Here is a 13,680-nt window from a genome sequence, read left to right as displayed (position 1 = left end):
AAATGCGCGACTGGCAGATCCGGCACCCGCGACGACGGATCGAACTGGTCGCCACCCTCAGACAGTTAACCCCGTGAGATCTCCGAAGGGGGAGGTCGGATCGTGACGACCGCCAGCACCAAGGTTGCCATCAAGCCGCTCGAGGACCGCATTGTGGTCCAGCCGCTCGACGCCGAGCAGACCACGGCCTCTGGCCTGGTCATCCCGGACACCGCCAAGGAGAAGCCCCAGGAGGGCGTCGTCCTTGCCGTGGGCCCGGGTCGTTTCGAGAACGGCGAGCGGCTTCCGCTCGACGTTTCCGTCGGCGACGTCGTTCTGTACAGCAAGTACGGCGGCACCGAAGTCAAGTACAGCGGCGAGGAGTACCTCGTCCTCTCGGCTCGCGACGTGCTCGCGATCATCGAGAAGTAGGGCGGAGGCCCGGGGCGCACCCCGGGACACTCCGCACCCATAGTTTGCTTTTGGACTGCGCCCCTGGCCCCCCTGCGATAGCCGGGCGGACAGGGGCGCATTTCATTTGAGCGATCGCGACCGCCAGGTACGGCCGATGATCGCAACGAGAGGACACAGAAGCTCCCATGGCGAAGATCCTGAAGTTCGACGAGGACGCCCGTCGCGCCCTCGAGCGCGGCGTCAACAAGCTTGCCGACACGGTGAAGGTGACGATCGGCCCCAAGGGCCGCAACGTCGTCATCGACAAGAAGTTCGGCGCCCCGACCATCACCAACGACGGTGTCACGATCGCCCGCGAGGTCGAGCTCGACGACCCGTACGAGAACCTGGGCGCCCAGCTGGTGAAGGAGGTGGCGACCAAGACCAACGACATCGCGGGTGACGGCACCACCACCGCCACCGTGCTGGCCCAGGCGCTGGTCCGCGAGGGCCTGCGCAACGTCGCCGCGGGTGCCTCCCCGGCCGCCCTGAAGAAGGGCATCGACGCCGCGGTCAAGGCCGTGTCCGAGGAGCTCCTCGCGACCGCCCGCCCGATCGACGACAAGTCCGACATCGCCGCCGTGGCCGCGCTCTCCGCGCAGGACCAGCAGGTCGGCGAGCTCATCGCCGAGGCGATGGACAAGGTCGGCAAGGACGGTGTCATCACCGTCGAGGAGTCCAACACCTTCGGTCTGGAGCTGGACTTCACCGAGGGCATGGCCTTCGACAAGGGCTACCTGTCCCCGTACATGGTGTCCGACCAGGAGCGTATGGAGGCCGTCCTCGACGACCCGTACATCCTGATCCACCAGGGCAAGATCGGCTCCATCCAGGACCTGCTCCCGCTGCTGGAGAAGGTCATCCAGTCGGGTGGCTCCAAGCCGCTGCTGATCATCGCCGAGGACGTCGAGGGCGAGGCGCTCTCCACTCTCGTCGTCAACAAGATCCGTGGCACCTTCAACGCGGTCGCGGTGAAGGCTCCCGGCTTCGGTGACCGCCGCAAGGCCATGCTCGGCGACATCGCCACCCTCACGGGCGCGACCGTCATCGCCGAGGAGGTCGGCCTCAAGCTCGACCAGGCCGGTCTGGACGTGCTGGGCTCCGCCCGCCGCGTCACCATCACCAAGGACGACACGACCATCGTCGACGGCGGCGGCAACTCCGCCGACGTCACCGGCCGCGTCAACCAGATCAAGGCCGAGATCGAGTCCACGGACTCCGACTGGGACCGCGAGAAGCTCCAGGAGCGCCTCGCGAAGCTGGCCGGCGGCGTGTGCGTGATCCGGGTCGGCGCCGCCACCGAGGTGGAGCTGAAGGAGAAGAAGCACCGCCTTGAGGACGCCATCTCCGCGACCCGCGCCGCGGTCGAGGAGGGCATCGTCTCCGGTGGTGGCTCCGCTCTGGTGCACGCCGCCAAGGTGCTCGAGGGCAACCTCGGCAAGGAGGGCGACGAGGCCACCGGTGTCGCGGTCGTCCGCCGCGCCGTTGTCGAGCCGCTGCGCTGGATCGCCGAGAACGCCGGCCTCGAGGGCTACGTCATCACCTCGAAGGTGGCGGAGCAGGACAAGGGCCACGGCTTCAACGCCGCGACCGGCGAGTACGTCGACCTGGTGAAGGCCGGCGTCATCGACCCGGTCAAGGTCACGCGCTCCGCGCTGGAGAACGCCGCGTCCATCGCCTCGCTGCTGCTCACGACCGAGACCCTGGTCGTCGAGAAGCCGGCGGAGGAAGAGGCCGACGCGGGTCACGGCGGCCACGGCCACAGCCACTGACGCCTGCCACCCGGCTCGCGCACAGCTGAGCATCCGAGGCCCGGTGCCCCCGTCGCGGGGGCACCGGGCCTCGGTGTGTGTGAGCCACGCGCTGCCGGCGGCCGCGACGCCCCGACGGAACAGACGGAACAGGCGGGACCGACGGAACACACGAGACCGACGGGACCGGGCGGAGGGATCTCCCTCGGCCGCCGGAGCCGTTACTGCGGGCCGTACGTGCGCCCCGTCTTCGACGTGAGCCCGCCGAGCAGCCCGCGCGGGGCCAGCTTCACCGCTCCCATCAGCGCCTTGTACCGCGGGTCCGGTACGGACACGGTCTTGCCGCGCGCGAGATCCGCCAGCGCGGCCGTCACCAGCTTGTCCGCGTCCAGCCACATCCAGTTCGGGATGTTGTCGGTGCCCATCCCGGCTCGCTCGTGAAACTCGGTCCGCACGAATCCGGGGCACAGCGCCATCAGACGCACCCCCGTACCGGCCAGATCGCGGCTCGCGCCCTGGCTGAACTGCACGACCCAGGCCTTCGACGCGCCGTACGTCCCTCGCGGCAGGAACGCGGCCACCGACGCCACATTCACGATGCCGCCCCGCCCCCGCGCCTTCATCCCGGGGACCGCCGCCGACGTCAGGCGCAGCACCGCCTCGCAGTGCACTTTCAGCATCGTCAACTCGTCGGCCATCGGGACGTCGAGGAAACGGCCCTTGTTGCCGAACCCCGCGTTGTTGACCAGCAGATCGACCGCGTGTCTGCGGTCCGAGAGCCGGTCCTCCACCGAAGCGATCCCGCTGTCGGTGGAGAGATCCGCGGTCAGCACCTCGGCCTCGATGCCATGCAGGTCGTGCAACTCGGTGGCCTGTTCCCGCAAGCGCTCGGTGTCGCGCGCCACCAGCACGAGGTTGTGCCCGTCCGCCGCCAGCCGCCGCGCGAAGGCGGCGCCGATCCCCGCCGTCGAGCCCGTAATCAAAGCAGTCGTCATACGGGCACGTTAGTGCCTGCGCCGAGACGCCCGACGTCCGTGCGCGAGGGGTGGACGGCCGGCACCCGGCCACCATCACCACCAACAGCTCCGCGCCGGGACCGATCCGCCGCTTTCGTCCCGCCCCTGCCTTCAACGCGCCCACCCCCTGCATTCGTCGCACCCCGCCCCCGCTTTCACCTCAAAGATTTTGCCTGCTATTTAGTCATGCCCCAAAGATTCGCTTATAGTCGTGTGGTGATCGAAGCCCGTCATCTCCGTGTCCTGCGCACCGTGGCCGCCACCGGCTCCTTCTCGGCGGCCGCGCGCGAGCTGGGCTGCACCCAGCCGGCCGTCAGCCAGCAGATGAAGGCCCTCGAATCCTCCGCGGGCACCCCGCTGATCGTCCGTACCGGCCGCGAGATGCGGCTGACCCAGGCCGGTGAGGTGCTCGTACGGCACGCGACGGGAATCCTCGCCGGTCTCACCGCCGCCGAGGAGGAGATCGCGGCCATCGCGGGGCTGCGGGCCGGCCGGGTCAGGCTGGTGTCCTTCCCCAGCGGCAGTTCCACCCTCGTCCCCACCGCGCTGGCCGCCCTGCGCGCGGCTCATCCCGGCACCCGGGTCTCGCTCGTCGAGGCGGAGCCGCCGAGTTCGGCGCAGATGCTGCGGGACGGTGACTGCGATGTGGCGCTGGCGTTCCGGTACGGCGGCTCCGCCGCGGAGTGGGACGACCTGATCGTGCGCCCGCTGCTGGTGGACCGGCTCGTCGGTCTGGTCCCCGAGGATCACCGGCTCGCGGAAGCGGGGACGGTCGCGATCGGTGATCTGGCCGCCGAGCCGTGGATCGCGGGCTGTCCGCGCTGCCGCAAGCAGTTGGTCGACGCCTGCGAGGAGGCGGGATTCACGCCCCGGATCGACTTCGCGACAGACGACTATCCGGCCGTCATCGGCCTGGTCGCGGCGGGTCTCGGGGTGGCGGTGCTGCCGGAGTTGGCGATGGAGTCGGTGCGCTCCGAAGGCGTCCGTGCGCTCACGGTCGAGCCGTCGGTCCAGCGGGAAATCGTCGCGCTCACCCTGCCGGACCTGGCGCAGGTCCCGACGGTGGCGGCCACGCTGGATCAGCTGGTCCTCGCCGCCGCACGCTGATTCCACGGACTGTCGTCGGTGCCTTCGCGGTCGGTCGAGCGACTCTACGGCCGGTCGACGGCGGGAAGTGCGCTGCTCCTGGCTCGGGCATCGGCCCGGCCGGTGCTCAGCAAAGCGGCCCGGTCGGTGCCGGGCGTGCGGGTGTCTCCGTGAGGCGGGATCACGGGTATGCGCAGGAACGTTTCTGCCGATATCGATCGTTCGTGGTCAACCGCTCGGACGGCCCCCCGGGCCAGTGCCCGGACCCATGCCGGACGCCGAGGCCGACGCGGAGTTCGCCGACGACGCGGACGCCGTGATCAGCCGGGTGCGCGCCCGTCCCATCAGCTCTTCACGCTCGTCCTCCGTCAGCCCGCCCCACACGCCGTACGGCTCCCGCACCGCCAGCGCGTGCGCCGCGCACTCCGCGCGGACCGGGCACCGCATGCACACCTCTTTCGCCGAGTTCTCGCGCGCGCTTCGTGCCGCACCCCTTTCCCCCTCCGGGTGGAAGAAGAGCGAGCTGTCGACACCACGGCAAGCCGCCAGGAGCTGCCAGTCCCACAGATCTGCGTTCGGTCCGGGAAGGCGGGAGAAATCTGCCATTGCTCATGTCCCCTTGAAACCGTGCTGAGGCGGATACGGGCCGCTTGGACGCCGGGTACGAGCCCGGCGCGCAACCCGCACCGGTGCTCACGACGGTACATCTACTATCCAAGTAGATGTAAATATGACTCATTGCGAATCTAGACATAGACACCAGGAAAAGTGAAGAAAAACCGCTAAATGGGGCATAGCTCTAGATGTGGGCCGGGATGACCCGGGCCGCGCTCCTCTGTAGGTGACCCCTCACAGGGAGTGCTGAATTGGGTCGTCCGACCCGTAACTCTTTCGAGTGACCATCGTTGAGTGTGCGAGGCGGTTGAGAGAATGAGCGATCGGGCGCATGTCCGAGAGTGTCAATCGCACAGATGACGATATGTACCCTGCTTGGAGGCTCAAGGTGACGCGCATCAGCTGCGGAGGACGGTCATGACATCCGTCCTCGTCTGCGACGACTCCCCGCTTGCCCGAGAGGCGCTCCGCCGCGCGGTCGCGACCGTGCCCGGCGTCGAGCGCGTGACGACCGCGGCCAACGGCGAGGAAGTCCTCCGCCGCTGGGGCGCCGATCGTTCCGACCTGATTCTGATGGACGTACGCATGCCGGGCCTCGGCGGTGTCGAGACGGTCCGCCGACTGCTCTCGGCCGACCCCGGCGCCCGGATCATCATGCTCACGGTCGCGGAGGACCTGGACGGAGTCGCACTCGCGGTCGCCGCCGGTGCCCGCGGTTATCTGCACAAGGACGCCTCGCGCGCCGAGCTGCGCGCGACCGTCACCCAGGCGCTCGCCGACCCGACCTGGCGGCTCGCGCCGCGCCGTCTCCGCTCGGCCGAGATGGGCGCCGCGCCCACGCTCACCGCGCGTGAGATCCAGGTGCTCGAAGGCATGAGCCACGGCCGGTCCAACGCGGAGATCGGCCGCGAGCTGTTCCTCTCCGAGGACACGGTCAAGACGCATGCCCGGCGGCTCTTCAAGAAGCTCGGCGCCTCGGACCGCGCGCACGCGGTGGCGCTCGGCTTCCGCTGGGGCCTGGTCCGCTGAGGCGACAGGCTCTCACTCCCCGCCCGTCAGGGCGTGTTGCGAAAGTAGCGCCGTCCACCCGCACGACCAGGTGGAACTCTCGCGGCACGCCCCAGGCCCGAAAGGGGCCGGGTGGGCGGGGAAAACGCAGACCCGCCGGGCAACGTACGCCCGTACGCACCCGTTTCCGGCGCGATGCCGCATCCTTGAGGGTGTGGAGTTCCTCGGGGACGAGTCGGACGAGCGCGAGGGGAGGGCGCAGGGGATGAGTTCTGCCGCACCTGCTCATAACGCTTCGGTGCACAACTATGGACGCGGTGCCACCGAGCAGCAGACGCCAAGGCACCATGGACCGATGCGCGATGACGAGACCACGGTGATTGGTGCGCTCGTTCACCGTGCCGTCGACGGCGACGAACAGGCCACGCACGACCTCCTGGCACGTGTTCATCCGCTCGCGCTGCGCTACTGCCGTACGAGGCTGAGCCGGCTGCCCGGTGATGCTCGCCACTTCGTGGAGGACCTCGCGCAGGAAGTCTGTGTAGCGGTCCTGATGGCCCTTCCGCGTTACCGCGACACCGGCAGGCCGTTCGAGGCCTTCGTCTTCGCCATCGCCGGGCACAAGGTCGCCGATCTCCAGCGGGCCGCCATGCGGCATCCGGGATCCACGGCCGTACCGTCCGACGAGATGCCCGAGCGGCCGGACGACTCGCTCGGCCCAGAAGAGCGCGCGCTGCTCAGCAGCGACGCGGAATGGGCCAAGAAACTGCTGGCCAACCTGCCGGACAACCAGCGCGAGCTGCTGGTCCTGCGGGTCGCCGTCGGGCTGACCGCGGAGGAGACCGGCCAGATGCTGGGGATGTCGCCGGGCGCCGTACGGGTCGCCCAGCATCGCGCGCTCAGCAGGCTGCGGGCACTGGCCGAGCAGTGAGTCCCCTTGGCGTCGGGCATCGGAACCATCGAGCCCGGCGCCGGCGGCGTCTGAACGTGCGGCGCGCCAACAACGTACGAACGGCATATGAACGTCCGGCGCGAGCCCGGCGTGCGCCCGCGGTTCGCTCGCTCGGCCCGTGCGTATCAGGCGTGTGGGACGCACGCATCGGGCGTGGGACCATCCGACGTACGAACATACAAAGCCGAAAGGCGATCTTGTTCATGGAATGAGGGGCTCGCAGAGCCCGTTAGCATGGACATCCGCACCGATCAAGGCTATTTGGGGAAGGTGTCATGACTGCAAACGTCGACGGAGTGCCCGAGAAATTCGCGACGCTCGGGCTGACATACGACGACGTGCTGCTGCTGCCGGGCGCGTCGGACATGGCGCCCGATGCCATCGACACCTCCTCACGCATCTCCAGGAACGTGCGGGTGAACATCCCGCTGCTCTCCGCGGCGATGGACAAGGTCACCGAGGCCCGGATGGCGATCGCCATGGCCCGGCAGGGTGGCGCGGGTGTGCTGCACCGCAATCTCTCCATCGCCGACCAGGCCAACCAGGTCGACCTCGTGAAGCGCTCCGAGTCCGGCATGGTCACCGACCCGATCACGGTCCACCCGGACGCGACGCTCGCCGAGGCCGATCAGCTCTGCGCCAAGTTCCGCATCAGCGGTGTCCCGGTCACCGACCGCGGCGGCAAGCTGCTCGGCATCGTCACCAACCGCGACATGGCCTTCGAGGCGGACCGTACGCGCCAGGTGCGCGAGGTCATGACCCCGATGCCGCTCGTCACCGGCAAGGTCGGCATCTCCGGCGTGGACGCCATGGAGCTGCTGCGCCGCCACAAGATCGAGAAGCTGCCGCTGGTCGACGACGCGGGTGTCCTCAAGGGCCTGATCACGGTCAAGGACTTCGTCAAGGCCGAGAAGTACCCGAACGCGGCCAAGGACGGCGAGGGCCGGCTGCTCGTCGGGGCGGCCGTCGGTGTCGCGGGCGACGCGTACGAACGGGCCCAGGCACTGATCGAGGCGGGCGTCGACTTCATCGTCGTCGACACCGCCCATGGCCACTCCCGGCTGGTCGGTGACATGGTCGCCAAGATCAAGTCGAACTCCGGGGTGGATGTCATCGGTGGCAACATCGCCACCCGTGACGGCGCCAAGGCGCTGATCGACTCCGGTGTCGACGGCATCAAGGTCGGGGTCGGCCCCGGCTCCATCTGTACGACCCGGGTGGTCGCCGGTATCGGAGTCCCGCAGGTCACCGCGATCTACGAGGCCTCGCTCGCGGCCAAGGAGGCCGGTGTCCCGGTCATCGGCGACGGCGGTCTCCAGTACAGCGGCGACATCGCGAAGGCCCTGGTCGCCGGCGCGGACACGGTGATGCTCGGCTCACTGCTCGCGGGCTGCGAGGAGTCGCCGGGCGAGCTGCTCTTCATCAACGGCAAGCAGTTCAAGTCGTACCGCGGCATGGGCTCGCTGGGCGCGATGCAGACCCGCGGCGAGCAGCGTTCGTACTCCAAGGACCGCTACTTCCAGGAGGGAGTGGCCTCCGACGAGAAGCTGGTGCCCGAGGGAATCGAGGGCCAGGTGCCCTACCGCGGCCCGCTCTCCTCGGTCGTCCATCAGCTGACCGGTGGCCTGCGCCAGTCGATGTTCTACGTCGGCGGGCAGACGGTGCCGCAGCTCCAGGAGCGCGGCCGGTTCGTACGGATCACCTCGGCGGGCCTCAAGGAGAGCCACCCGCACGACATCCAGATGACGGTCGAGGCACCGAACTACAACAGGAGCTGAGCGCGCGTACGCGGTGAGGGGCGGCCCGGGACTCCGGGGCCGCCCCTCACTGGTGCGGCGGCCCAACCGGTGGGACGGCTCTCCGCGCGCGACGGCGGGACCGGGGCGGCGGACATACGGGCGCGAAGGCCGGACCGGCGGCGGCCATACGGACGTCCGGTATCAGGGATACGGGCGTCGGGGATACTGGGACGCAGACGTAGAGGGAAAGGCCACACATCGTGACTGAGATCGAGATCGGGCGCGGCAAGCGCGGCCGCAGGGCGTACGCCTTCGACGACATCGCCGTCGTCCCCAGCCGGCGCACCCGGGACCCGAAGGAGGTCTCGATCGCCTGGCAGATCGACGCCTACCGGTTCGAGCTGCCGTTCCTGGCCGCCCCGATGGACTCCGTCGTCTCCCCGCAGACCGCGATCCGTATCGGCGAGATGGGTGGTCTGGGCGTACTGAACCTGGAAGGCCTGTGGACCCGCTACGAGGACCCGCAGCCGCTGCTCGACGAGATCACCGGGCTGGACGAGGCGAGCGCCAACCGGCGGCTCCAGGAGATCTACGCGGAGCCGATCAAGGAAGAGCTGATCGGGCAGCGCATCAAGGAGGTGCGGGACTCGGGAGTGGTCACGGCCGCCGCGCTCTCGCCGCAGCGCACCGCGCAGTTCTCCAAGGCAGTGGTGGACGCCGGGGTCGACATCTTCGTCATCCGCGGTACGACGGTCTCCGCCGAGCACGTCTCCGGCGCCGCCGAGCCGCTGAACCTGAAGCAGTTCATCTACGAGCTGGACGTTCCGGTCATCGTCGGCGGCTGCGCCACGTACACGGCGGCGCTGCACCTGATGCGTACGGGCGCGGCGGGCGTGCTGGTCGGCTTCGGCGGCGGCGCGGCGCACACTACCCGCAATGTGCTGGGCATCCAGGTCCCGATGGCGACCGCCGTCGCGGACGTGGCGGCGGCCCGCCGGGACTACATGGACGAGTCCGGCGGCCGGTATGTGCATGTCATCGCGGACGGTGGCGTGGGCTGGTCCGGCGACCTGCCCAAGGCGATCGCGTGCGGCGCGGACTCGGTGATGATCGGCTCCCCGCTGGCGCGGGCGACGGACGCGCCGGGCAAGGGCCGCCACTGGGGCATGGAGGCGGTCCACGAGGACGTGCCGCGCGGCAAGCTGGTGGACCTGGGCATCGTCGGGACGACGGAGGAGGTCCTGACAGGCCCCTCGCACATCCCGGACGGTTCGATGAACTTCTTCGGCGCGCTGCGGCGGGCCATGGCCACGACGGGCTACAGCGAGCTCAAGGAGTTCCAGCGCGTCGAGGTGACGGTGGCGGACTCGCAGCACCGCCGCTGAATGACCCTTTAGCCGCGCTTCTTCAGGAAGACGTCCTTTCGGAGGCGGTCTTCCGAAGGCGTTCTTGAAAGTGCGTCAAGGTGCCCCGGACCTGGCATGACGGTCCGGGGCACCTTGACGTGCCGGGTGCGTGCGGGTACGCACGGGCGCGGGTACGGCGGTGCGCCGCGCCTCAGAGGCGGTACGCGGCGCCCGCCGGAGTCGCGCCCCTGGTGTCGAGCAGCAGTTGGGCCTTGACCGCCAGGCCCTGGAGGTCGTACGTCCGGTGGTGCTGGAGCAGGACCGTCAGGTCGGCGTGGGCGGCGGCCTCGTAGAGGGAGTCCGCGCGCGGTACGGGCAGGTCGCGTACGCGCCAGTCGTGGACGTGCGGATCGTGGTAGCTGACGGCCGCGCCCAGCTCCATCAGCCGGCAGGCGATCTCGGTGGCCGGTGAACTCTCCTGGTCGGCGAGGTCCGGCTTGTACGTGACGCCGAGGAGCAGGACGCGGGCGCCGCGGGCGGACTTGCCGTGTTCGTTGAGGAGCGTGGCGCTGCGCTGGATGACGTACTGCGGCATCCGGGTGTTGATCTCCTGGGCGAGGCCGACCATGCGCAGCGGATGGCCCGGGGTGCGGCCCGCGTGCGGCAGATAGCTGGGATCCATCGGTACGCCGTGGCCACCGACACCGGGGCCGGGCCGGAAGGCCTGGAAGCCGAAGGGCTTGGTCTCGGCGCAGCGGATGACGTCCCACAGGTCCACGCCGAGGTCGTGGCAGAGCACGGCCATCTCGTTGACCAGGGCGATGTTGACGTGCCGGAAGTTGGTTTCGAGGAGTTTGACGGTCTCCGCCTCGCGCGGGCCGCGTGCCCGGACGACCTTGTCGGTGAGGCGTCCGTAGAAGGCGGCCGCCGATTCGGTGCAGGCGGGGGTGAGGCCGCCGATCACCTTGGGGGTGTTGGCGAGGCCGTGGGTGCGGTTGCCGGGGTCGAGCCGGCCGGGGGAGTACGCGAGGTGGAAGTCGCGTCCCGCGCGGAGTCCAGAGCCGTCCTCCAGGACGGTGCGCAGGAAGCCCTCGGTGGTGCCGGGCGCCACGGGGGACTCCAGCAGCACGGTCGTGTGCGGGCGCAGCCGTGCGGCGAGCGCGCGGGCCGCGTCACCGATCGCGGTCAGGTCCGGGGTGCGGTCGGCGCCCAGGGGCGCGGGCGCGCAGATGACGGCGGTGCGGACCCGGCCGAGGTCGGTCGGGTTGGTGGTGGGCCGGAAGCCCCCCGAGAGCATCCGGCGGATGTCGGCGGCGGTGAGCGGGCCGTCGACCGGCGTGTGGCCGGCCGCCAGTTCCGCGACGGGCCGCGGGTCGGTGTCAAAGCCGATGGTGTCGACCCCGGCGGCTACGGCGGCCTGGGCGAGGGGCAGGCCGAGATGGCCGAGTCCGATGACGGCGAGATCGGCTGGCATGGCGGTGGCCGTCCTTCCCTTAGCCGGAGTGGACAGGAAGCGCAAGTCCTGTGGACAGAATGAGCGCGCGCTCGGTCAGACTAGGCGTAAATATGACCGTTATGCGGCATTGCGTGGCCGAAGAACGGCTGTTTATCGGGGGATCGGAGCAATCTTCGACTGGTTTTGCTCACTTTTGGGTCACTTCGCCGACTGGGGCCGCTGGGGCCGGTCCCGGCCGCTCGGACGGTTCGGGTCGGCGGGGCGGTTTCGGGCGCCGCGACCCCGCTCCGAGGCCGGTGGGGCAGGGGTGGGGCGTGGCTGGGCGATGGGCGTTGTCCACAGGCAGTGGCTGAAGTCGCGAGGTGCGGACAGAATCGAGTCTGTGAGCCCGACCACACGGGGGATGACGGGAGGCAGCGGTGAGGACAGCGACACTGGGACCCGCGGAGCGCGTCCAGGCGCTCGCGGCGATGGCCGAGCGTGAACTGGACGTACTGGTCGTGGGCGCGGGCGTGGTCGGAGCCGGGACCGCGCTCGACGCCGTGACCAGAGGACTCGCGACCGGGCTGGTCGAGGCGCGTGACTGGGCGTCCGGCACATCGAGCCGGTCGAGCAAGCTGATCCATGGTGGCCTGCGCTATCTGGAGATGCTCGACTTCGCGCTCGTACGGGAAGCCCTCAAGGAGCGGGGGCTGCTGCTGGAGAAGCTGGCGCCCCATCTGGTGAAGCCGGTGCCGTTCCTGTACCCGCTGCGGCACAAGGGCTGGGAGCGGTTCTACGCGGGCTCGGGCGTCGCGCTGTACGACGCGATGTCCGTATCGTCCGGGCATGGGCGCGGACTGCCCGTCCACCGCCACCTGTCGCGGCGGCACGCGCTGAAGGTGGCGCCCTGTCTGAGGAAGGACTCACTGGTCGGCGCGTTGCAGTACTACGACGCGCAGATGGACGACGCGCGTTATGTGGCGACCCTGGTCCGTACGGCGGCGACGTACGGCGCGCAGGTGGCCGGCCGGGCGCGGGTCGTCGGCTTCCTGCGGGAGGGCGAGCGGGTCGTGGGCGCGCGGGTGCGGGACGTGGAGTCCGGCGGGGAGTACGAGATCCGGGCCAGGCAGGTGGTCAACGCCACCGGGGTGTGGACGGACGACACCCAGTCGCTGATCGCCGAGCGTGGGCAGTTCCATGTCCGCGCCTCCAAGGGCATTCACCTGGTGGTGCCCAAGGACCGGATCCACTCCACGACCGGGCTGATCCTGCGGACCGAGAAGTCGGTGCTGTTCGTGATCCCCTGGGGCCGCCACTGGATCGTCGGCACCACCGACACCGACTGGGACCTCGACAAGGCCCACCCGGCGGCCTCCAGCGCCGATATCGACTATCTGCTGGAGCATGTGAACTCGGTGCTGCACGTGCCGCTGACGCGGGACGACGTGCAGGGGGTGTACGCGGGGCTGCGCCCGCTGCTCGCCGGGGAGTCGGACGCGACCAGCAAGCTGTCGCGCGAGCACACGGTCGCGCACCCGGTGCCCGGCCTGGTCGTCGTCGCCGGAGGCAAGTACACGACCTACCGGGTGATGGCCAAGGACGCGGTGGACGAGGCGGTGCACGGCCTCGACCAGCGGGTGGCGGAGTGCGTCACGGAGGATGTGCCGCTGATCGGCGCCGAGGGCTACCACGCGCTGTGGAACGCGCGCGCGGGGATGGCGGCGCGGACCGGGATCCACGTGGCCCGCGTGGAGCATCTGCTGAACCGCTACGGCACGCTCGTGGAGGAGCTGCTGGAGCTGATCGCCGCCGATCCCGGGCTGGGGCAGCCGCTCGGCGGGGCCGACGACTACCTGCGCGCCGAGATCGTCTACGCGGCCTCGCACGAAGGGGCACGCCACCTCGACGATGTGCTCACCCGGCGGACCCGGATCTCCATAGAGACCTTCGACCGGGGGACGCGCAGCGCGCGCGAGTGCGCGGAGCTGATGGCGCCGGTGCTGGGCTGGGACAAGGGCCAGATCGAGCGGGAGGTCGAGCACTACGAGAAGCGGGTGGAGGCGGAGCGGGAGTCGCAGCGGCAGCCGGACGACCAGACGGCGGACGCGGCGCGGCTGGGGGCGCCGGACATCGTGCCGTTCTGACGGGTCGGTTCCCGATCCCGGATCGGCCTCGGCCCCGACCTTGACCCCGACCTCGGTCCCGTTCCTGCCGTGCCCTCAGGTGCACGGCGGGAACGGGACATCGGGTACGCGGAACCCCATCAGGTAAGGCTGCTTCGAGGGCGCTGCTTGGGG

General features: G+C 69.9%; 11 protein-coding genes. 8 read left to right on the top strand and 3 right to left on the bottom strand.

The window, feature by feature from the left end; all coding sequences use genetic code 11:
• Positions 1 to 102: 102 nt before the first annotated feature.
• Entirely contained in the window at positions 103 to 411 is a 309-nt protein-coding gene (gene groES / locus ACIOJD_RS05185) for a co-chaperone GroES (RefSeq protein WP_023539274.1), read from the top strand.
• A gap of 167 nt (positions 412 to 578) precedes the next feature.
• Positions 579 to 2,204: a chaperonin GroEL gene (gene groL / locus ACIOJD_RS05180; protein WP_401908392.1), complete on the top strand. Its 1,626-nt coding sequence runs from the start codon at positions 579 to 581 to the stop codon at positions 2,202 to 2,204.
• Positions 2,205 to 2,404: 200 nt separating this feature from the next.
• Here groL and ACIOJD_RS05175 read toward each other — a convergent pair whose 3' ends face one another.
• Entirely contained in the window at positions 2,405 to 3,178 is a 774-nt protein-coding gene (locus ACIOJD_RS05175; protein ID WP_401908390.1) for an SDR family NAD(P)-dependent oxidoreductase, read from the bottom strand.
• A 237-nt stretch (positions 3,179 to 3,415) separates the two neighbouring features.
• Here ACIOJD_RS05175 and ACIOJD_RS05170 point away from each other — a divergent pair, with 237 nt between their 5' ends.
• The gene (locus ACIOJD_RS05170) at positions 3,416 to 4,306 is read left to right on the top strand and encodes a LysR family transcriptional regulator (RefSeq protein ID WP_401909012.1); all 891 of its coding nucleotides are present in this window, start codon (positions 3,416 to 3,418) and stop codon (positions 4,304 to 4,306) included.
• A 207-nt stretch (positions 4,307 to 4,513) separates the two neighbouring features.
• Here the strand turns inward: ACIOJD_RS05170 and ACIOJD_RS05165 are convergent, their stop codons facing one another.
• A complete protein-coding gene (locus ACIOJD_RS05165) occupies positions 4,514 to 4,891 on the bottom strand; it encodes a WhiB family transcriptional regulator (RefSeq protein WP_401908388.1) in 378 nt (125 codons plus the stop codon).
• Positions 4,892 to 5,317: 426 nt separating this feature from the next.
• On the opposite strand from ACIOJD_RS05165, the gene ACIOJD_RS05160 reads away from it, so the two are divergent.
• The 4 genes from ACIOJD_RS05160 (at position 5,318) to ACIOJD_RS05145 (ending at position 9,984) form a co-directional block, all read left to right on the top strand.
• The gene (locus tag ACIOJD_RS05160; RefSeq protein WP_003948568.1) at positions 5,318 to 5,929 is read left to right on the top strand and encodes a response regulator transcription factor; all 612 of its coding nucleotides are present in this window, start codon (positions 5,318 to 5,320) and stop codon (positions 5,927 to 5,929) included.
• Between the two features lie 334 nt (positions 5,930 to 6,263).
• On the top strand, positions 6,264 to 6,839 hold the full coding sequence (locus ACIOJD_RS05155; RefSeq protein ID WP_401876796.1) for a sigma-70 family RNA polymerase sigma factor: 576 nt from the start codon (positions 6,264 to 6,266) through the stop codon (positions 6,837 to 6,839).
• A 296-nt stretch (positions 6,840 to 7,135) separates the two neighbouring features.
• Positions 7,136 to 8,638, top strand: coding sequence for an IMP dehydrogenase (gene guaB, locus ACIOJD_RS05150; RefSeq protein WP_401908386.1), 1,503 nt, complete (start codon positions 7,136 to 7,138; stop codon positions 8,636 to 8,638).
• 221 nt (positions 8,639 to 8,859) lie between these two features.
• Positions 8,860 to 9,984: a GuaB3 family IMP dehydrogenase-related protein gene (locus ACIOJD_RS05145; RefSeq protein WP_401908385.1), complete on the top strand. Its 1,125-nt coding sequence runs from the start codon at positions 8,860 to 8,862 to the stop codon at positions 9,982 to 9,984.
• A 172-nt stretch (positions 9,985 to 10,156) separates the two neighbouring features.
• Here the strand turns inward: ACIOJD_RS05145 and ACIOJD_RS05140 are convergent, their stop codons facing one another.
• Positions 10,157 to 11,419, bottom strand: coding sequence for a nucleotide sugar dehydrogenase (locus ACIOJD_RS05140; RefSeq protein WP_401908384.1), 1,263 nt, complete (start codon positions 11,417 to 11,419; stop codon positions 10,157 to 10,159).
• A 401-nt stretch (positions 11,420 to 11,820) separates the two neighbouring features.
• Here ACIOJD_RS05140 and ACIOJD_RS05135 point away from each other — a divergent pair, with 401 nt between their 5' ends.
• Positions 11,821 to 13,527 (top strand): glycerol-3-phosphate dehydrogenase/oxidase, encoded by a 1,707-nt coding sequence (locus ACIOJD_RS05135; RefSeq protein WP_401908382.1) that lies wholly within the window; start codon positions 11,821 to 11,823, stop codon positions 13,525 to 13,527.
• Positions 13,528 to 13,680 lie beyond the last annotated feature (153 nt).

Origin of the sequence: Streptomyces sp. NPDC088116 (genome assembly GCF_044741745.1) — a bacterium.
In the GTDB taxonomy this organism is placed as follows: domain Bacteria; phylum Actinomycetota; class Actinomycetes; order Streptomycetales; family Streptomycetaceae; genus Streptomyces.
This window is presented reverse-complemented; position numbering and strand designations above follow the sequence as displayed.